The 19,451-nt window shown below is 57.8% G+C and carries 19 protein-coding genes and 3 pseudogenes; 9 read left to right on the forward strand and 13 right to left on the reverse strand.

All coding sequences use genetic code 11. From position 1 onward, the window contains the following. Positions 1–171: pseudogene (locus tag E3W21_RS31605) on the reverse strand (YetF domain-containing protein); the annotation flags it as partial. A 28-nt stretch (positions 172–199) separates the two neighbouring features. On the opposite strand from E3W21_RS31605, the gene E3W21_RS03825 reads away from it, so the two are divergent. Beyond that, a complete protein-coding gene (locus E3W21_RS03825; protein ID WP_256661497.1) occupies positions 200–664 on the forward strand; it encodes a hypothetical protein in 465 nt (154 codons plus the stop codon). 9 nt (positions 665–673) lie between these two features. Next, positions 674–823 carry a hypothetical protein gene (locus E3W21_RS31610; RefSeq protein ID WP_256661498.1) on the forward strand — a complete coding sequence of 50 codons (150 nt, stop codon included), beginning with the start codon at positions 674–676 and terminating at the stop codon, positions 821–823. Between the two features lie 162 nt (positions 824–985). On the opposite strand, the gene mqo is transcribed toward E3W21_RS31610, so the two are convergent. Then, positions 986–2,632 carry a malate dehydrogenase (quinone) gene (mqo, locus tag E3W21_RS03830; protein ID WP_134418512.1) on the reverse strand — a complete coding sequence of 549 codons (1,647 nt, stop codon included), beginning with the start codon at positions 2,630–2,632 and terminating at the stop codon, positions 986–988. Between the two features lie 386 nt (positions 2,633–3,018). Between mqo and ilvD the strand changes: the two genes are divergently transcribed. Then, complete coding sequence (gene ilvD / locus E3W21_RS03835; protein WP_134418513.1) at positions 3,019–4,701, forward strand: dihydroxy-acid dehydratase; 1,683 nt, start codon at positions 3,019–3,021, stop codon at positions 4,699–4,701. 101 nt (positions 4,702–4,802) lie between these two features. On the opposite strand, the pseudogene E3W21_RS03840 reads toward ilvD, so the two are convergent. The 5 genes and pseudogenes from E3W21_RS03840 to E3W21_RS03860 all read right to left on the reverse strand — a co-directional run. After that, positions 4,803–5,972, reverse strand: a pseudogene (locus E3W21_RS03840) (methyl-accepting chemotaxis protein); the annotation flags it as partial. A 217-nt stretch (positions 5,973–6,189) separates the two neighbouring features. Then, positions 6,190–7,137, reverse strand: coding sequence for a phosphatidate cytidylyltransferase (locus E3W21_RS03845; protein WP_134418514.1), 948 nt, complete (start codon positions 7,135–7,137; stop codon positions 6,190–6,192). After that, positions 7,134–7,733, reverse strand: coding sequence for a 1-acyl-sn-glycerol-3-phosphate acyltransferase (locus tag E3W21_RS03850; protein WP_129436649.1), 600 nt, complete (start codon positions 7,731–7,733; stop codon positions 7,134–7,136). Before E3W21_RS03850 ends, E3W21_RS03845 begins: the two co-directional genes overlap by 4 nt. Further along, entirely contained in the window at positions 7,720–8,352 is a 633-nt protein-coding gene (locus tag E3W21_RS03855) for a CDP-alcohol phosphatidyltransferase family protein (RefSeq protein ID WP_129436650.1), read from the reverse strand. The genes E3W21_RS03850 and E3W21_RS03855 overlap by 14 nt, the downstream gene beginning before the upstream one ends. A 112-nt stretch (positions 8,353–8,464) precedes the next feature. Beyond that, positions 8,465–9,160 carry a DUF72 domain-containing protein gene (locus tag E3W21_RS03860; RefSeq protein ID WP_134418624.1) on the reverse strand — a complete coding sequence of 232 codons (696 nt, stop codon included), beginning with the start codon at positions 9,158–9,160 and terminating at the stop codon, positions 8,465–8,467. Between the two features lie 239 nt (positions 9,161–9,399). Here E3W21_RS03860 and E3W21_RS03865 point away from each other — a divergent pair, with 239 nt between their 5' ends. From E3W21_RS03865 to msrA, 4 genes and pseudogenes are all read left to right on the forward strand, one after another. Continuing rightward, positions 9,400–9,831 (forward strand): nuclear transport factor 2 family protein, encoded by a 432-nt coding sequence (locus E3W21_RS03865; RefSeq protein ID WP_134418515.1) that lies wholly within the window; start codon positions 9,400–9,402, stop codon positions 9,829–9,831. 108 nt (positions 9,832–9,939) lie between these two features. Continuing rightward, positions 9,940–10,122 (forward strand): annotated as a pseudogene (locus tag E3W21_RS31615) (hypothetical protein); the annotation flags it as partial. 11 nt (positions 10,123–10,133) lie between these two features. Next, a complete protein-coding gene (locus tag E3W21_RS03875) occupies positions 10,134–10,535 on the forward strand; it encodes a GFA family protein (protein ID WP_134418516.1) in 402 nt (133 codons plus the stop codon). 79 nt (positions 10,536–10,614) lie between these two features. Beyond that, a complete protein-coding gene (gene msrA / locus E3W21_RS03880; protein ID WP_134418517.1) occupies positions 10,615–11,121 on the forward strand; it encodes a peptide-methionine (S)-S-oxide reductase MsrA in 507 nt (168 codons plus the stop codon). Between the two features lie 126 nt (positions 11,122–11,247). Here the strand turns inward: msrA and E3W21_RS03885 are convergent, their stop codons facing one another. The 5 genes from E3W21_RS03885 to E3W21_RS03905 form a co-directional block, all read right to left on the reverse strand. After that, positions 11,248–12,756 carry a tripartite tricarboxylate transporter permease gene (locus tag E3W21_RS03885; RefSeq protein WP_129436652.1) on the reverse strand — a complete coding sequence of 503 codons (1,509 nt, stop codon included), beginning with the start codon at positions 12,754–12,756 and terminating at the stop codon, positions 11,248–11,250. Positions 12,757–12,780: 24 nt separating this feature from the next. Then, positions 12,781–13,275: a tripartite tricarboxylate transporter TctB family protein gene (locus E3W21_RS03890; protein WP_129436653.1), complete on the reverse strand. Its 495-nt coding sequence runs from the start codon at positions 13,273–13,275 to the stop codon at positions 12,781–12,783. Next, positions 13,272–14,243: a tripartite tricarboxylate transporter substrate binding protein gene (locus tag E3W21_RS03895; RefSeq protein WP_134418518.1), complete on the reverse strand. Its 972-nt coding sequence runs from the start codon at positions 14,241–14,243 to the stop codon at positions 13,272–13,274. Before E3W21_RS03895 ends, E3W21_RS03890 begins: the two co-directional genes overlap by 4 nt. Positions 14,244–14,505: 262 nt before the next feature. After that, positions 14,506–15,594 carry a polyamine ABC transporter substrate-binding protein gene (locus tag E3W21_RS03900; protein ID WP_134418519.1) on the reverse strand — a complete coding sequence of 363 codons (1,089 nt, stop codon included), beginning with the start codon at positions 15,592–15,594 and terminating at the stop codon, positions 14,506–14,508. 51 nt (positions 15,595–15,645) lie between these two features. Further along, a complete protein-coding gene (locus E3W21_RS03905) occupies positions 15,646–16,947 on the reverse strand; it encodes an FAD-binding oxidoreductase (RefSeq protein ID WP_134418520.1) in 1,302 nt (433 codons plus the stop codon). A 149-nt stretch (positions 16,948–17,096) separates the two neighbouring features. Here E3W21_RS03905 and E3W21_RS03910 point away from each other — a divergent pair, with 149 nt between their 5' ends. After that, the gene (locus E3W21_RS03910; RefSeq protein ID WP_134418521.1) at positions 17,097–18,032 is read left to right on the forward strand and encodes a LysR substrate-binding domain-containing protein; all 936 of its coding nucleotides are present in this window, start codon (positions 17,097–17,099) and stop codon (positions 18,030–18,032) included. Positions 18,033–18,117: 85 nt separating this feature from the next. On the opposite strand, the gene E3W21_RS03915 is transcribed toward E3W21_RS03910, so the two are convergent. Then, entirely contained in the window at positions 18,118–18,339 is a 222-nt protein-coding gene (locus tag E3W21_RS03915) for a hypothetical protein (protein ID WP_129436658.1), read from the reverse strand. Positions 18,340–18,556: 217 nt separating this feature from the next. Between E3W21_RS03915 and E3W21_RS03920 the strand changes: the two genes are divergently transcribed. Continuing rightward, complete coding sequence (locus tag E3W21_RS03920; RefSeq protein ID WP_134418522.1) at positions 18,557–19,327, forward strand: alpha/beta hydrolase; 771 nt, start codon at positions 18,557–18,559, stop codon at positions 19,325–19,327. Positions 19,328–19,451: the final 124 nt, after the last annotated feature.

Consider the following 19,451-nt stretch of genomic DNA (forward strand, 5'->3'; position numbering starts at 1 on the left):
CAGGATCGCGAACTTGATCTGATCAAGGGTCTCGATGCCCTGACTCGAGCGTGCGGCCTCCATGATGTCGGCCTCGATCAATCGCGCGAGGCGCAGGCGTTATTGCAGCACCTTGCCGTTCTCGACGATGATCGTCGGCCCGCCATCGATCAACTGCGATATCCATTGCGAGGGTAATCTCAAGAATCGAGGATAGGGAATGAGTATTTTCAGTCGAATAAAAACTTTCGTAAGACGTGGCCAGGCAGAGCAAGTTGCCGGCTACTCCATACCAGAGTTGAAGTCGGTTTTTGCTGAGCCTCTATCACGCCTCCCTCGGTCTCTGACCGACTATCCGCAAGGGGTATCTTTGGACGATATCGGTATCTCGGCCTATTACTCTGCTTTCTTAATCGGCAATGAAGACGCTCATAACTTTTCGGCACTCGTCGAATCGAATTTCAGGTTAAAGTCTGAAAAGCCATTCAACGACCTTCCCGTAAAACGTTACTCAGATATCCGAGAAAACAACCACCTGGTCTATTTCAGATCCGACGGAGAATTTAACTCAACAACGATCCGGATGGTTACGAACAGCGTCGAATTCCTGAACATCATTCAGCTTGAGAAATTGGCCGTTCCGCCACCCTGGATAGCGTTTGAGGGGTACAACCCTTTGTGGTGAGGAGGTGATATGCAAGGCGCTCAGGGTTACTACAACGACAACTACTTCTGGCCGTTCTTTATTGATTTAAGCGGAGCAGAAAGGGAAATTTATTACGCAAGGTTCGACGCGCCGAATGAATGGATAAATAGCTTGAAATTGATATACGACGTTGAATGATCGTTTACCTTTCTGGGGCTGCTTCGCAGCCCAACGGGGGCAAGCCCCCTCGCCACAAAAACTCGTCAGCCTTAGCATTTCGTAATCTGCAAGATCGAATTGCGGACACAAAAAAGCCCACTGACCGTCACCGATCCAGTGGGCTTTTGATCAGGCCTCTAGTTACAGAGCCATATCAGTCGCAGCATTAGCTTTTGGCGCCTTAGCCGGAGCAGCCGGAGCAGCAGCCGGAGCCACCATCTGACCAATCGCCGGCGGCGGAGTGAGCTGCAACACCTTGGCGGTGTAAGCCCACTCCTCAGCCACTTTCTCAGGGCTGCCATTCAACTGAGTGCCATAACTCGGCACGATCTGGTGCAGCTTTTCCTGCCAGGCTGGCGAAGCAACCTTGTCCTTGAACACCTTCTGCAGCACGGTCAGCATGATCGGTGCAGCAGTCGAAGCGCCCGGCGATGCGCCAAGCAGACCAGCAATGGTGCCGTCTTGCGAAGCAACAATCTCAGTACCCAACTTCAGCACGCCACCGGCGGCTTCATCACGCTTGATGATTTGCACGCGCTGGCCGGCTTGCCACAGGCGCCAATCTTCGGCTTTGGCGTTCGGGAAGTATTCTTTCAGGGCGTTGAGGCGGTCTTCGTCAGACAGCATCAGTTGGCCAGCCAGGTACTCGACCAGCGGGTATTCCTTGATGCCGACTTTGGTCATTGGCCACACGTTGTGCGTGGTAGTAGTGGTCAGCAGGTCCAGGTACGAGCCTTCTTTCAGGAACTTGGTGCTGAAGGTCGCGAATGGGCCAAACAGGATGACGCGCTTGCCGTCCAGGACACGGGTGTCCAGGTGCGGAACCGACATTGGCGGTGCGCCAACGGAGGCTTTGCCGTAGGCCTTGGCCAGGTGCTGCTCGGCGATGGTCGGGTTTTCGGTCACGAGGAACGAGCCGCCTACCGGGAAGCCTGCGTATTCCTTGGCCTCAGGAATGCCGGACTTCTGCAGCAGGTGCAGTGCACCGCCGCCCGCGCCGATGAAGACGAACTTGGCGTCTGTTTCGGTTTTGGTGCCGTCTTTCAGGTTTTTGTAGCTGACGCGCCAGCTGCCGTCTGCGTTCTTGGTGATGTCTTGCACTTCGCTAGACAGCTTCAAGTCGAACTTCGGCGTGGTTTGCAGGTGCGCGACGAATTGGCGGGTGATCTCGCCAAAGTTCATGTCGGTACCGATCGGGCTCCAGGTGGCCGCGACTTTTTGGGTCGGGTCACGCCCTTCCATCATCAGCGGAACCCACTTCTTGATCACAGCCGGGTCTTCGGAGTACTGCATACCGGCGAACAGCGGGCTCGCTTGCAGGGCTTCGTAGCGCTTTTTCAGGAACTTGATGTTGTCATCGCCCCACACAAAGCTCATGTGTGGCGTGGAGTTGATGAACGAACGCGGGTTCTTCAGCACGCCTTGCTGAACCTGCCAGGCCCAGAACTGACGGGAGATCTGGAAGGCTTCGTTGATTTCAACGGCTTTCGGGATCTGAACGTTGCCTTTATCGTCTTCCGGGGTGTAGTTCAACTCGGCCAGGGCGGAGTGACCGGTACCGGCGTTGTTCCAGCCATTGGAGCTTTCCAGGGCGACGCCGTCGAGGCGCTCGACCATTTCCATCGACATACCCGGTTCCAGCTCATTGAGCCAAACACCGAGGGTCGCGCTCATGATGCCGCCGCCGATGAGCAGCACATCGACTTTCTTTGCCTCTTCCGCATGCGCGGACGCGATCCCCATCGACAAAGCCAGCCCCAGCAGGGCCGTGTTCATTTTTTTAAACATGTGTAGCACCTATGATAAAACGCCATCCGCCCTTCCATCCTCATGCATGAGGCCCCCTGGTTCACGGCATGCAGGCAGCATGCTGTGGGTTGCGCACTGATCAGGATTGGAGGGTGGGCACACAAGGCCGACTTATGCATCGACCTCAGTTTATATGTCCCTACTGAACTGACTTTTTATCGTTATTGGCTTCAGCTACTTGAGCGACAGTGATTCTGTTGGCGCGTCTCGAGAACGCGCAAACTGAATAGGTCAAAGCAAGTTGGGGCGAAGAATATCACGACCGGGCAAACCCGCGCGTCTGTTCCCGACTTGATAGTCCGGGCACGAGCGCTGAGCCCACTATACTCATCGTGATTTTCTCGACGAGCCTGCGAGGAGCAGTCATGAGCGACAAAACCGATTTGCGCAAATATTCCTCCCAAGTGGTCGACGGCGTGGAACGCGCGCCGGGACGATCCATGCTGCGCGCAGTGGGTTTCACGGACGAGGACTTCAAGAAACCGCAGATCGGCATCGCCTCCACCTGGGCGATGGTGACGCCCTGCAACATGCACATCGACAAGCTGGCGATTGAAGCCGAAAAAGGCGCGAATGCCGCTGGCGCCAAGGGCGTCATTTTCAACACGATCACAATTTCCGACGGCATCGCCAACGGCACCGAAGGCATGAAGTATTCGCTGGTGTCGCGGGAAGTGATCGCCGATTCCATTGAAGTGGTGGCCGGCTGCGAAGGCTTTGACGGCCTGGTGACCGTGGGCGGTTGTGACAAGAATATGCCGGGCTGCCTGATCGGCATGGCGCGGCTGAATCGCCCTTCCATCTTCGTCTATGGCGGCACCATCCGGCCGGGCGCCGGCCACACCGATATCATCTCCGTGTTCGAGGCTGTGGGTCAGCACGCGCGGGGGGATATCAGCGAGATTCAGGTCAAGCAAATCGAGGAAGTGGCGATTCCAGGCCCTGGTTCCTGCGGCGGCATGTACACCGCCAACACCATGGCTTCGGCGATTGAGGCGTTGGGCATGAGCCTGCCCGGTTCCAGCTCTCAGGACGCCGTCGGCAGCGACAAGGCGTCGGACAGTTTCCGCGCCGGTCAGCAGGTCATGGAGCTGCTCAAGTTAGACCTCAAACCGCGCGACATCATGACCCGCAAGGCCTTTGAAAATGCGATCCGGGTGGTGATCGCCCTCGCCGGCTCGACCAATGCCGTGCTGCATCTTCTGGCCATGGCGCATGCCGTGGATGTCGAGCTGACGCTGGATGATTTCGTCGAGCTGGGCAAGGTGTCCCCGGTGGTGGCCGACCTGCGCCCCAGCGGTCAATACATGATGAGTGAACTGGTGGCCATCGGCGGCATTCAGCCGCTGATGAAGCGCATGCTCGCCGCCGGCATGCTGCATGGCGATGCGCTGACGGTCACCGGCAAAACCCTGGCCGAAAACCTGGAAAACGTGCCCGACTATCCCGAGGGACAGGACGTGATCCTGCCCTTCGACCAACCGATCAAAAAAGACTCCCATTTGGTGGTGTTGCGCGGCAACCTTTCGCCCACCGGCGCCGTGGCCAAGATCACCGGCAAGGAAGGCTTGCGCTTTGAAGGCACAGCTCGTGTGTATCACGGCGAGGAAGGTGCGCTGGCCGGCATCCTCAACGGCGAAGTCAAGGCCGGCGATGTGATCGTGATCCGTTACGAAGGCCCAAAAGGTGGCCCCGGCATGCGCGAAATGCTCTCGCCGACTTCGGCGGTGATGGGCAAAGGGCTGGGCAAGGACGTTGCCCTCATCACCGACGGCCGCTTCTCCGGCGGTTCACACGGGTTTGTGGTGGGCCATATCACGCCCGAAGCCTTTGATGGCGGGCCGATCGCGCTGATTGAAGACGGCGACAAAATCACCATCGACGCCGAAACACGGCAGATTTCGGTCGATGTTTCCGATGCCGAACTGGCCGAGCGCAAAACCCGCTGGGTGCGCCCGGAATCCAAGTACAAACGCGGTGTGTTGGCCAAGTACGCGAAGACCGTGTCCAGCGCCTCGGAAGGCGCGGTGACGGATAAATACCTCTAGATCAAAAGATCGCAGGCTGCGCCAGCTCCTACATCGATCGCGTACGTCTCGGATGTACGCGAATCCCGAGCTGCCGAAGGCTGCGATCTTTTAGCCCCGCATCAAAGCCGAAACCGATCCACCGACTGCGACAGCTTGCCCGCCAGGGTGGACAACTCATCGGTGGTCGAGGCGGTCCGGCCGATGATCTTGCTGTTGCCTTCGGACATGCCGGCAATCATTTCGACCTGATGGGCGATTTCGTTGCTGGCCAGGCTCTGCTCACCGATGGTGCGGGTGATGTCGTTGACCAGTTGCGTGGTGTTCAGCGTGGCGTCGAGGATTTCGCGGATGGCGCGCTCGACGTCGGCGGTCACGGCCATGCCTTTGTCGACCTGCGCCACACCCGCCTCCATGCTGGTCACTGCCTCGCGGGTGCTTTGCTGGATGCGTGACACCATCGTGGCAATTTCCTGGGTGGAGGCGCTGGTGCGTCCCGCCAGGCTTCGCACTTCGTCGGCCACCACGGCAAACCCACGCCCTTGCTCACCGGCACGAGCGGCTTCGATCGCGGCGTTAAGCGCCAGCAGGTTGGTTTGATCGGCGATGCCCTTGATCACCTGAATGATGCTGAAAATCCCTTCGGACTCCTTGTCCAGCGTGCGGATCACCTGGGCCGATTGCTGCGCCGAACGCGCAATACCGTCCATGTCGTTGACCACCTGATGGATCACACGACCGCCATCCTTGGCCAGTGCCTCGGCCTGATTGGCCATGTTCAATGCGCGCTCGGCATGCCGGGTGATTTCCTCGATGCTCGCGGTCATTTCGCTGGCAGCCGCCGCCATGGTGCTGGCGGCTACGCTTTGTTGCTGGCTGCTACCGGCCACTTCGTGGCAGCCACTGCTCAATTGCTCACTCATGCCGCTCACGCCGTGGGCGTTGCTGCGCACGACTTCGATCATGGCGCGCAGGTCGCGCTGCATGGTCGCGAGGCTGCGAATCAGCGCGCTCGCTTCGTCGTTGTGTGTGGGCTCGACAATCGGCTCGCTCAAGTTGCCATGGGCGATGCTGTCGGCGATGCGGCTGGCGGTTTGCAACGGCCCCATGATGCTCAGCATCACCCCGCGCCCCAAGGCCAGCAGCAATAACAGGCTGGCGATGAGGACGCCGCCGAGGGTGAAATTGGCGTTACTGATGACTTTCTGAGTGCCGACACTGGTCTGTTGGGTATTGGTTTCGATCAGTTCGCTGAGGGCGGCCATCTGATCTTCCAGCTGGCTGAATACGCTACTGAAACTGCCCAGGTGCCAATCAGCAGAATCAAACGTAATTTTATGGACACTCTGTGGATCCTCTCTCAGCACGTTTGTCAGTGGCGTAAAGCCAACTGCGGATTGGTTTGCTGAAAAGGTTATCGACTGGCACGAGTGGTTATTGAAGCGGATATCCATACGCGCATGTCTTTACGACATGCGGTATGTTTTTTCGGTTTTGAGGGCGCCTGAATCAGGCTGCAGAGAAGAAGTATCGCGTCAGGTGAAAGAAGATTGGTGCTGCGAAGCAAATCGAGTCCATCCGGTCGAGCATGCCGCCGTGACCTTTGATCATGGTTCCCCAGTCCTTGGCACTCAAACTGCGTTTGATCGCCGACATGACCAGACCACCGAGGAAGCCCATCACCACGATGACGAACGACATCATCAGCGATTGCCAGAAGCTGAAGGGAGTCATCCAGAACATGCAGCCGCCAATCAGCGTTGCAGACAAGCCGCCACCGACCAGTCCTTCCACCGTTTTTGACGGACTCACCAGCGGCGCGACCTTGTGTTTGCCGAAGAGCTTGCCGAACACGTACTGCAACACGTCACTCAACTGAACGACGAACACCAGATAGAACAGCAGCAGCGCGTTTTGGCCCGTGAATCCTTCCAGATCCAAAAGCAAAAGCGCGGGCGCATGGCTGATGCAATAAATGCAGATCATCACGCCCCACTGGATTTTTGCCGTCCTTTCCAGGAAGCCGTCAGTGTCCTGACTCAGCACCGCAATCGCCGGTAGCAGCAGGAATGAATACACCGGAATCAGCAGCGTGAACATCGAATACCAGTGAGTACCGATCAGAATGTATTGCAGCGGGATCAGGATGAAAAACGCCGAAAACAGGGCGTTATGGTCACCCCGTCTGGTCGGTGTCAGGGTGATGAACTCCCTGAGCGCGAACAGTGAGATGAATCCGAACAGGACGACCGTTGCATTGCCGCCAAGCAGGTAGGAAGCGAAGAAGATGATGACCATCCCCCACCAGGCATTCACGCGCTGATTGAGGTTTTCGATGGTCGAGACAGCGCCTTCCGTTTTGGCCCGCCGGGCCAGCAATCGACCGGCCAGCGAAGCAATCGCCAGCAAGCAGGCCAATCCAAAAAAGAACCACAAAAACTTTGCTTCAAGACTCATTTCGACAGCCCCACAATGGCGTTACGCGCGCGTTCCAGAAACACCTGTTTATCCTCGCCAGCAATCCTTTCCATCGGATTGCCGATACGGATCGTGCAGATGATCGGCAGAGGGACGTGTTTGCCTTTGGGCATGGAGCGATGAAGGTTTTCCAGGTAGATCGGCACCAGGTCGACATCGGGGAAGGTCTCGGCCAGCCGGAAAAGACCTGATTTGAATTCCCCGGGCAGTGCCTCGGATGAGCGAGTGCCTTCCGGAAAGAAGATGATCGAATGCCCCGCCTGCACCACATCGAAAATGGGCTCCAGCGCGTTTTTACCGGGCGCCGGTTTACGGTCAATCAGCACGGCATTCAGGCCTTTCTGGGAGATGTACGACAGAAACCGGTTCTTTCCCCAGTAATCGGCAGCGGCGATCGGCTTCACATTCAACCTGGCCTTGGGCGGCAGGGCCGCAATGATGGCCAAGGTGTCCATGTGACTGGTGTGATTGGCGAAATAGATTCGCTGACGCGTGAGATCCGGCGGGCTCTCCCACCTGGCCGTGACGCCAATCAGCAGTCGAAGAACAGAAATCAGCGCATTACTGATCCACATGGTCGGTCCCCTTCAGCTGCCTGGCGATCGCCAGCGTTCGTGTGACGCAGGTTGCGACTGAGCCAATGGCGATGACAGCCAGCGCGATCAACAGTATGTAGTGAGTGCCATAAACGTTTGCTTCGATGGCATTCAGCAGCAGTCCTGCGGTCATCACGGCCATTCGATGCTGCTTGGCCATAGGGCCGATGAAGGTCTGCTTGAGGCCAATCGAGCCGCCAAACACCCTGACATAAGCCGTCAGTGCAGCGGCCAGGGCAGCGAACCATCCGAGGTCGGATTGCCCAATGGCATATCCCAACCCCACGATCAGGAGGCTGTCGGCAATCCGGTCCGGGAATTCGTTGTAGAGACTGCCGATGTCGGACTTCTTGCCACCCTCTATCGCCACCATCCCATCGAAGAGGTTGCACAGCAGGCGCAACTGAATGCCGATCGCGCAGCAGATCGATCCAATGACACCGCTATCAATATTGAGCGCCACGACGCCGGCAAACGCGAAGGCGATGCTGGCGACGGAGATCTGATTGGGGGAAATGTCTCTTTTCACCAGAATGTCGGTGATGCGCTTTGCCCAGCCCGCAGAGCGCGTCTTGATGGGCCTTCTGTTGTCATCCACTAGCCAATATCCCTATAAATGATGAGTTACTACATGTTGCATTGTAATGGCGAGTCGTGCCGACTACACCCGGCAATTGAAGACTTTGCTTCGGTTGTGGTCTTTGGGTTTTTCATGAGCGATCAGGAACCCCAGCAATACCGAACTCGTCGATGTGCGCCTGCAAAGCCAGGGCATTGCCCAGTGCAAAACCGCTGGCGGTGTTATCGAAGATGCACCAGGTGGGGATCCCCGCCTGCGCCGCTTTTTGCATTTGCTGCGCCAACGCCTGCAATCGATCCGGCTCATAGTCACTGTGATAAATGCGTGGCGAGCCATGCAGTCGCCAGTATTGAATGCCAGGCCAGCCACCCGGTGTCCCACCACCTGGCATCGGCGACGGATCAGCCGCGACTCGCCCGACTTTCTGCTCCACCAATAAAGCGTCTGCGTTCAGCCAGGTTTCATGCCGAGGCTCGAGTACCAAAGCCCCTGCATATCGCTGCCGCAAAGCCAGGAAGAACTGTGTGGCGGTGCCCTCGTCGTAAGACAGCGACGGCGGCAACTGAACCAGAAGACAACCCAACGAATCGCCAAGCGCCGTGCACTGGGAAAGAAACTCGTCCAGCAGCTGCTCGCAACCCTGCAATCGCTGCACATGAGTGATGAGTTTGGGCACCTTCACCGAAAACCGAAACGGCACCGGTACCGATTGCGCCCAGCGTAAATACGTTTGTGGGCGATGCGGTCGATAAAACGAGCTGTTGATTTCTACCGCTGTCAGCTGCGACGCATACCGCTGCAAATGCGTGCCGTGGGCAGGAAACATCGGCCAGTGCTCACGAGGCAGGTTCCAGCCCGCACAACCGATGTGAAACAACGAACCCAGCGTCGTCCCGGCCAAGAGTTTTCACCTTCATTTTTTGGAACAGCGTCCCGACCTTTAACTTCGAGACAGGCCCTCAACGCAAGTTCGTTTTTTCCTTGGTCGCATGCTAGGTTGTACGACGACCGACGAGTGACGTTTTCACTCTCGCTCCGACGACCCACAACAACAAGGAAACACCCATGAAAAAAGTGAAACTGCTGATTGGATTCTTGTGCCTCTTCAGTGGCTATGTAGCAGCCGCCCCCGCTTCCGCGGACAAGGATGTTGCGCAAGCCGTCGATCATCTGACGCAAGCCATGTTGCACAAGAACATTGCCGAACTGAAAGCGCTGACCGCCGAGAACCTGACCTACGGGCATTCCAGCGGGAAGATCCAGGACAAGAAAGCATTCATCGACGATATCGAAACCGGCAAAAGCGCGTTCAAAACGTTAGAGATGCAGAACCAGACCATCACCGTATCGGGTGACGTGGCCTTGGTTCGCCATCACTTCTCGGCACAAGCGCTCAAAGGCACCGAAGTGGTTCCGACCGAAATCGAGAACTTCCAGATTTGGCAAAAACAGAAAGGCCACTGGTTGCTGGTAGGCCGACAAGCGTTCAAGTTCTGATTTTTTGCGTAACCAAGGGGACACCTGTTAGCCAGGCTACGCGTGTCCCCTGCTCTCTTCTTTTGCCTGCAAGACGTACCGGGCAAGTTCTGATACCGCGCGAGGGCAAACCTGGCCTTGATCGGAGCGTTAGGCGGTGGTGAAGTCGATCACACGGAGTGCATGGTGCGCGGCGGTAATGTCTGTCGATTCAAACTGCGACCACTCGTAGAAAAGGCCAGCGAGCCTGATGTTTCACCCAACTCGCCAAACTCCACACCAGACCGCTACAGTGATGCGACCGACACCTGAGAAACATGAACATGGATGGACTCCACCAAGGAAGTTGCCTGTGCGGCGCTGTGAAATATCGAGTGGCCACCGAGCTGAAAGCGGTTACCCATTGCCATTGCAGCCAATGTCGCAAGGGCCACGGGGCAGCCTTCGCGACGTATGCGAGCGCACCCAGGTCGGCGATTACGATCATTGCGGATGTCGAGACGCTGAAAACCTATCACTCGTCCGAAGGTGTCGCCCGACAGTTCTGTAGCGATTGCGGCGCTTCGCTGTTCTGGACTGATTCCAAAGGTGAGTTTTCGGATTGGATGTCCGTGGCGATAGGCACGCTGGATACGCCGTTCCTGAGTGAAAAACAGAAACACGTGTGCGTTGCATCGAAAGCGCCGTGGTATGAGATTGAGGATCGCTGGCCAAGAGTTGAGTGAGCTTTTTCGGCCAAAAGGCGAAACTACTTGAGGTACATTGATACCTGATCCCAAATTCACTGATGGGAGGGACCGTACTATGACGACGCGAACTGAAACTGCCATCCTGGCCGGTGGCTGCTTCTGGGGCATGCAGGATTTGCTGAGACGCTACCCCGGCGTGCTATCCACGCGGGTAGGCTACTCGGGCGGCGATGTGCCCAATGCGACTTACCGCAACCATGGCACGCACGCGGAAGCGATCGAGATCGTGTTCGATCCGGACCAGATCAGCTATCGCCAGATCCTCGAGTTTTTCTTCCAGATCCACGACCCGACGACGACGAATCGTCAGGGCAACGATGTGGGTATGAGCTACCGGTCGGCTCTCTTCTATCTCAACGATGAACAGAAGCAGGTGGCCGAGGACACCGTGGCCGACGCTGATGCATCTGGCTTGTGGCCCGACAAGGTCGTCACTGAAATCGTGCCCGCAGGCCCGTTCTGGGAAGCAGAGCCGGAACATCAGGACTACCTCGAACACTATCCCAACGGTTACACCTGCCATTTCATTCGGCCAGACTGGAAACTGTCTAAACGAGGGTGATGGTGAGGCCAAAAACGGTCCCCCCGACGACTGTTGGCGAGACCGCTTCACGCCGAATACCCATCTGGTTTAACCAAAGCACCCCGTGCAGCCTGCCATCCCGGCAGGCTGCGCTGGCCACTGCGCTCAATCGTCCTCATGCAACTTGATACCGCGGGCGTGAAGCAGGTGTGGAACCACCAGCACCAGCAGCGTCAGCGCGAGGAACGCGGCCGATATCGGTTGCGTGACAAACACCAGCCAGTCTCCCTCGCTGATGGACAAGGCGTTGCGCAGCTGCTTCTCAGCCATGGGCCCGAGCAGCATGCCGACGATCACCGGTGCGACGGGAAAATCGAAACGGCGCATCAAGACCCCGCCCCAACCGATCGCCAACATCAGCAAAAGATCGAAGGAAGAGTGACGCATGCCGTACACGCCGATGGTGGCAAACACCAGAATGCCGGCGTTCAGGTACGGCCGGGGAATCTGCAGGAGTTTGACCCAGAGGCCCACCAGCGGGAGATTCAACACCAACAGGATCACGTTGCCGACATACAGCGAAGCCACCAGGGTCCAAACCAGTTCCCCTGAAGTCTGGAAGAGCATCGGCCCCGGCTGCAGGTTGTAGTTCTGGAACGCGGCCAACAGAATCGCCGCCGTGGCGGACGTCGGTATGCCGAGCGTCAGCAGAGGCACCAAAGAACCCGTCGCGCTCGCGTTGTTGGCCGCCTCGGGACCGGCAACCCCCTCGATCGCCCCCTCGCCCTTGCTGCCCGCAAACTCTTTCGGGTACTTGCTCAATTTGCGTTCCGCCGAATAGGACAGGAACGTCGGAATTTCGGCGCCCCCTGCCGGAATCGACCCGAAGGGAAAACCGATCAACGTGCCTCGTAGCCAGGCGGGGACCGAGCGTTTCCAGTCAGCGCGCGTCATCCACAACGAGGTCAAACGGTGCCGGCCGGACGCTTCTTCTTTTTGATAAAGCAGGCTGTACAAGGCCTCACCCACGGCAAACAACCCGACCGCCACGAGCACAACTTCGATGCCATCTACCAACTCCGGCACCGCCAAGGTGTAGCGGGCAATGCCCGAGGTCGAATCCAGGCCGATCAAGCCGATGGTCAGTCCAATCCCGAGTGAGACAAAACCACGCAGCATCGAAGCGCCGAGTACCGCAGACACCGTCGTGAAGGACAACACCAGAATCGCGAAATACTCGGCAGGACCAAACTTGAGCGCCAGCGTGGCAACAACAGGGGCAAACAACGTCAGCAACACCGTCGCGATGGTGCCGGCAACAAATGAGCCTATCGCGGCCGTTGCCAGGGCCGGCCCTGCCCGACCGTTGCGGGCCATGAGATTACCTTCCAGGGCCGTGACCATGGAGGACGATTCTCCGGGCGTGTTGAGCAGGATCGAGGTGGTCGAGCCGCCAAACTGCGCGCCGTAATAGATACCGGCGAACATGATCAAGGCGCCCGTCGGATCGACCTTGGCGGTGATTGGCAGCAGCAGCGCCACTGTCAGCGCCGGTCCAATACCCGGCAATACACCAATGGCGGTGCCGAGCAAACAGCCGATAAAGCCCCACATCAAATTGATCGGTGTCAGCGCTGCGGAAAAACCAATGGCCAGGTTCGCGAGAGTTTCCACCTTGTTTACCTCCTTCGGCCCGGGTCAGATCCAGGCATTGACAAGGGGCGGCAGGGAAACCCCTAGCCCGGCGTTGAACAGCCAGTAAATCGGCAGGGTCAAGGCAATGCCGATGGCGAGGTCACGCACCGGACGGCGACTGCCAAACCCCCGCGCCGAACAGGCAAACAGCAGCCCGGCGGCCAATACGAAGCCGATGAGGTTAATCAGCACGGCCACCCCCACAAGTCCCGCCGTCACCCAGGCTGCGCCGGATTTGCCGCCGGGCAGCGCTTGGGCAGCTTCGTCGCTGTGGTCTGCCAGCTCGCGGAAACCACCGGTGACGGCCTGATAACACAGCAACAGACCGACGACGCCCAGGAACACCGCGACGGCGTACGGATAGACATGGGCCCCCAGGATGACGAACCCCATCTCGGGCGGAAACCGGAATGCGCCCACCGCCAACACGGCGCTGATGGCAATCACTCCGGCGCCGATCGCCAGTTGCACCGGCACGATTGCGCGAGACTGAGTCATTTCGAAACCAGCCCGACCTCGACCAGCATCGCACGCAGCCGCACATGCTCTTCGTCGACGAATTTGCCGAACTCATCGCCGGTCAGGACGTTGGGTGACCATTTGTTGGTGTCGATATTTTCTTTCCAGACTTTGCTGTTGGTGGCGGCCACGACGGCGTCGGTCACTTCTTTGCGCTGTTCCGGTGTGAGGTTCGCGGCACCGTAAACACCCCGCCAATTGCCGATGGTCACGTCGTAGCCTTTCTCTTTTAGGGTCGGTGCATCGATGCCCTCAATGCGTTCTGGCGCCCCGATGGCGAGTACACGGAACTGGCCGTTTCTGATGTATTGGCCAAGCTCGGCATAACCACCGGTGATCACCTTGATCTGCCCGCCCAATGCCTGAGCAACGACTTCACCCCCACCCGCGAAGGCGACGTAATTCACCTTGTTGACCGGGACACCCATTTTCGCGGCCAACTCGGCAATGCCGATGTGATCGATCGACCCCTTGGAGCCACCGCCCCAGGAAATACTGGTCGGCTTGTCTTTGAAGACTTTCAGCAAGTCCTCCAGGGTTTTGAATTCAGACTCCTTGCGGACGGCGATCACGTTGTATTCGGTAAACAGCCGGGCAATCGGCGTTACGTCCTTCAAGGTGATTTGCGGTTTGTTCTGTTCAATGGCAGTGACCATGATCGCGCCGACAACCAGCAACGCATTCGGATCGCCCTTGGTGCTGTTGGCAAACTGCGCCAGCCCCAACGTCCCCCCTGCTCCGCCCTTGTTCTCGAAGGTGGTGGATTTGGCCGTGTTGGACTCGATCAAGGCTTTACCCAGAACCCTGGCGGTCTGGTCATAGCCGCCACCCACAGAACCCGGGGCCATGAACTTGACGGTGTCCAGCGCAAAGGCCGGTGTCGCGAGCGCGGCAGCGGTCATTCCTACTGCCATGTAGCGGCTGAATCGACTAAACAAAGCGAACATGCGTTTTCTCCCGAGACTTTTTGTTTTTATGGGCACCCATTGAACGTCGATCAGGGAGCAAACCCTGATCAGTGAATATCCATCTCGGGATAAGCGTAGGCCATGGTTAGGGCGATGACATGCAACGAAGAATCTCTGGAGTAAGCCTAATACCAATCAGTTAAGCAATTTCAGCTGCGACGCACTTCCTTGTAGATTGCATTGCGGGTTAACTGACTGACGTTAGGTCTGCACTCCTGAGTGCGGGATCGTGCCGATGTTGTTATGTATTGGTTTTCAACTTGGTCCACAGACGAGTAGTCAACCGTGCGATGGCGGCGGGGAGTTCCTCGACGGTAAACAACTTGTCCAACACACGTGTCGGCGGGTAAATCGCCAGATCCTGCTTCACGGCCGGAACAACATACTTATCCGCCGCAAGGTTGGGGTTGGCGTAATGGATGCTGTTGCTGATGTTGGCAATGACTTGAGGTGTCAGCAGGTAGTTCATGTAGGCGTAGCCATTCTTCTCGTGCGGCGCGCTCTTGGGCATGACCACCATGTCGAACCACAAAGTGGAACCTTCGTCAGGGATCGAATAGGCGATGTCGATGCCGTTGTTGGCTTCCTTGGCGCTCGCGGCCGCCTGCACGATGTCGCCACTGAAACCGATCACCGCGCAAACATTGCCGTTCGCCAGGTCGCTGATGTATTTGGAGGCGTGGAAATACTGGACGTAAGGTCTGATTTTGAGCAGCGCCTGCTCGGCTTTCTTGTAATCCGCCGGCTCGTGGCTATGGGGCGGCAGCCCCAGGTAATTCAGGGTGATCGGCAGGATCTGCGTAGGGTTATCGATAATCGCCACGCCGCACTGGCTCAGCTTTTTGATGTTGTTTTCATCAAAAAACAGATTCCAGGAATGGGTGACATCGGTGTTGCCGAAGATCGCCTTGATCTTCTCGACGTTGTAACCAATACCCGCCGTGCCCCACATGTACGGATAACCGTATTGGTTGCCCGGGTCATTGACCTCGAGTTTTTTCATCAACGCCGGGTCAAGGTTTTTCCAGTTGGGCAGCTGGCTTTTATCGAGTTTCTGAACCGCCCCGGCTTTGATCAATCGGGACAGAAAATGGTTCGAAGGGCTCACCACGTCATAGCCGGTGTTGCCGGTCATCAGCTTGGATTCCAGCACTTCGTTGCTGTCGTGAATGTCGTACGTTGCCTTGATCCCCGTTTCCTTGGTGAACGTGGTCAAGGTGTCGTCGGCAATGTAGCCGTTCCAGTTTGAAATATTGACGACTTCGTCAGCGTAAGTGGCTGCTGACAACGTCGCCAGCACGACCATCAGGGAAATGTTATTGACGCGCATGTTCAATCACCGTGTGTTTGATGAGTTTTTATTCTTTGATCGCCGGGTGTTCTAGATTTCTGTTTTGGCCCTGACCGCCTCCACGCGCATTCGAAGCATGGCACCGATATCGAGCAACGGTCGCGGTGGCAGCCAGCCCGGCGCGGCTCTGCGCATCACCGATTCGAGGATGGGCGAGCTATCACCCGATGCCAGTTCGGCGAGCAAGCGTCCCCAAAGGGTGCCGCGTGCAACGCCCGAACCATTGCAGCCAGCCACCGCAAACACACCTTCGTCGACCTTGGCGAAATACGGTTGCCCGGTGCGTGAAGCGCTCAAGTGTCCGGTCCAGGTGTATTGAATGTCCTGCTCGTTCAAGAACGGGAAGCGTCGTTGCAAGCCGAGCACATGGTGTTTGCGACGGTGCAGCAGCTCACTGTCGGATAAATCCCGAGAACGGTATTCCGCCGTGTTGCGGATCATCACGCGACGGTCCGGGGTCAGTCGCACCGTAGCGCCCAAGGGCCGGGTGGACAGCACGCCCCAAGGCTCAACCGCGCCGATGGACTTGAACTCGGCGTCACTGAGCGGTCGTGTGAGGCTGGCGCTGAGTTCCATCGGGAACGTCCCGCTGTCTTCTATTCCAGAGCGCGGGATGAATGCGTTCAGGCACACCAGGACTTGCCTGGCCTCAATGCTTCCATCGGTGCCATTGGCGCGAATACGCCCTTTGCCCAAACGCTCCAGGCCTGTGATATCGGTGTTTTCAAACAGGGTCACCGTGTCCGGCAGCGTATCCAGCAGGCCCTTCACGTATTTCGCGGGTTGCAGCAGTGCGTTGCCATTGCCGCACCAGATCGCGGCCCGGTAATGCGCGGTGCCCAGTTGTTCGCTGAGCGGTTCACCTTCCAGAAAGTGCGCAGAGGCACCGACAGCGCTTAGCGTTGCCAGTTTGGCCGCGACATCGGTCAACTTGCCGGGATCGTTGACGGCGAAGAAGTAGCCCGATTCCCTGAATTCACATTCGATGCCCAGACGAGCGATGCGTCGGCGCACTTCGTCACTGGCGGCACGGGAAATCGAGGTATCGACTTCAAAACCGGCAAAACCCGGGTTGCCGATCAGCTCATCCTTGGCCGGATGTTCGTGACCCACCACGAAGCCCGAATTGCGCGCCGAGGCACCCTGTGCAGCCCGTTGTCTGTCGACAATCACGATCCGCGCCTGAGGGTGCATTTCAGCGAGTGTGTGAGCGGCGCACAGCCCGGTGATACCGGCACCGACAATCAGCCAGTCGGCTTTTTGCGTGCCTTTGAGAACATCGCGAGCGGGTGAACTCCCCGCCTGCGCAATCCAGCCACATACATTGGTCATGCATCACCTCATCTGCCTGTCGTTCTGCAAGCACCGCACATGACGTCATCGCATGAGTATTTCCGGCGGGCGCTGGCTAGAGCTAGAATCTATAAGGCCTGTAGTGATACAACCAACGTTATAAAATCATCGAGCCATTCAAAAAACGCATGGATAAAATTCACCACGTTCCTTCTCTCCAGGCCTTGCAGGCGCTGGTCGAGGTCGCAGGCTCGGGCAGCTTCACGCAAGCGGCGCAAAAGCTGTGCCTGACCCAAAGCGCAGTGAGCCGAAAAATCCAGCAGTTGGAGAGCCACTTCGACTTGCCGATGTTCGTACGGAATAGCCGCAGTGTTCGACTGACGCCGGAAGGCGAACAGGTGCTTGCGACCGCCCGAAGTATTCTGGCGCAACTGAAAACCCTTGAAGATCGGCTGACACCGCAAAAACGACCCTTCCGCATACGCATGCATGTGTCGCTGGCGGTTCGATGGTTGCTGCCAAAGTTGAGCGAGTTTTATCGAAGTCATCCGCAGGTTTCGCTGTCGATCGAAACCGTGGCCACGGAAGTGGTGGAGCCGGCCATCGACAGCGACGCCTACATCCTCTATCTGCCCGAGCCCTCCCGCGATCCTGACTGCCTGACCTTGTTCGAGGAGGCACTGGTACCGGTGTGCGCCCCAGGCCTGGGTAGCACGACCCAGCCGTTGGAATCGGTGGCCGATCTCGTGCGTTTCCCGCTGTTGCATCGCTCGGCGGACAAGCATGACTGGTTTCGGTGGCTGCAAGCCAATGGCGGCCAGTCACTTGAGGACTACCGCCACATCCCCTTCAACCTCGACGAGTTGGCGCTCGATGCGGCGGCGCGAGGGCTGGGGGTCGCCATGACTGACCTGACCCTGGCAGGCGAATCACTCGATCGAGGCGTGCTCGTCGTTCCGTTCGGCCACCCCTTGAAGACCCGCGGCATTTACGCCTTGAACCTGCAACCTTCCGCCGCCGCTCATCCAGCCTGCTCGCTGATCATGCAGTGGTTTGCCCAACAGGCCGAACAGCCATCGTCGGATCGCCGCCCGGAGACAAGCTCGCTCCCACATTGGATCTAGCCACAACGAAGATCCCCGTGGGAGCGAGCTTGCTCGCGATGGCGCACGCTTAGACACCAAAAATCGCAAAAACAAAACTGGATGCCTATGTTCCGCGCCCCAACCCTTGTGTCGCATTGGCAAAAGCAGCGCTCGCCTCTTGAACCAGCTTGCGCCATTCAACGCTGTTGATGAGTCCGGTGCGCTCCATCTCATCGGCAGCCTTGAGCAGTTCGTCGTACTGTTCTTCACAATCCATCCGGATCTGGGGCTCTTTCAGGAGCTGATACCAGGCCGCCAGGGCATCGCTCTTTTGATCATCACTCATGCTCAAACTCCCAAAGACAGTCTTCATTTGGAAGTTTTCTCATGGGTGGCGTTCCTCGCTCCCGACATACGGCAGTCAGGCATAAAGCCAGTCGCGCCGTGCATTACAAACTTGTCATTGAGTTGTCAGCGTAGCCAGCACCCTCGCTTCATACAGTGGCGTCGTCAGTCACCCACCGCGGGTGACACACCTCACACTGATGACAAGGGTCGACACCATGAAAGCAATGAGCAAACTCTGCCTGATCGCCGCCAGCCTGTTGATGCTGGGCACCGGTTCCGCCATGGCCAGCAACATCGCGCCGGTCAAGGCCAACAACGTCGTGCTGGTGCACGGTTCCTGGGCCGATGGTTCGAGCTGGTCGGATGTGATCACCCGGTTGCAGGCCGCCGGCTTGCACGTCACTGCGGTGCAAAACCCGTTGACCTCGGTCGCCGACGACGTTGCCGCCACGCAACGCGTGCTCGATCAGCAAGACGGTCCGACCGTGCTGGTCGGCCACTCCTACGCCGGCACCGTGGTCAGTGAGGCCGGGGTCAATCCGAAAGTCAGTTCGCTGGTTTACGTTGCAGCCCGAGCACCGGACGCAGGCGAGGACTTCGTCGCGCTGTCGGCCAAGTACCCGACCATGCCCGTGCGCGCCGGCACCGAGGAACACGATGGTTTCATCAGCTTGAAGCAAGACGCCTTCCTCAAGTACTTCGCCAGTGACGTGCCCCACGACAAGGCGATGGAACTGTTTGCCGTCCAGCAACCGATCGCCAAAACCCTGTTCACCGACCGCACCACCGCTGCCGTCTGGCACACAAAACCGTCCTGGTACGCGGTCTCCAGCCTCGATCAAACCATCAACGCGGACCTGGAACGCTTCCTTGCCAAGCGCATGAACGCGACCACCATCGAGCTGCCGTCGAGCCATCTGTTTTTGGTCTCCCACTCCAAAGAAATCGCTGACCTGATCCTCGAAGCCGCTGGTCGCCAACCGTAACTTCGGCGCCGTTTCAATACAAAATTGTCATTCAACTGTGGGTCGGCTGTGCGGATCGCCTGGTTAACCTGAATCCACTGCCAGGCAACCCGTCGGTAGCCAATCCGCCTCTGAATAGAAGGAA

Origin of the sequence: Pseudomonas sp. F01002 (assembly GCF_004402115.1) — a bacterium.
Classification (GTDB): Bacteria; Pseudomonadota; Gammaproteobacteria; order Pseudomonadales; family Pseudomonadaceae; genus Aquipseudomonas; species Aquipseudomonas frigoris.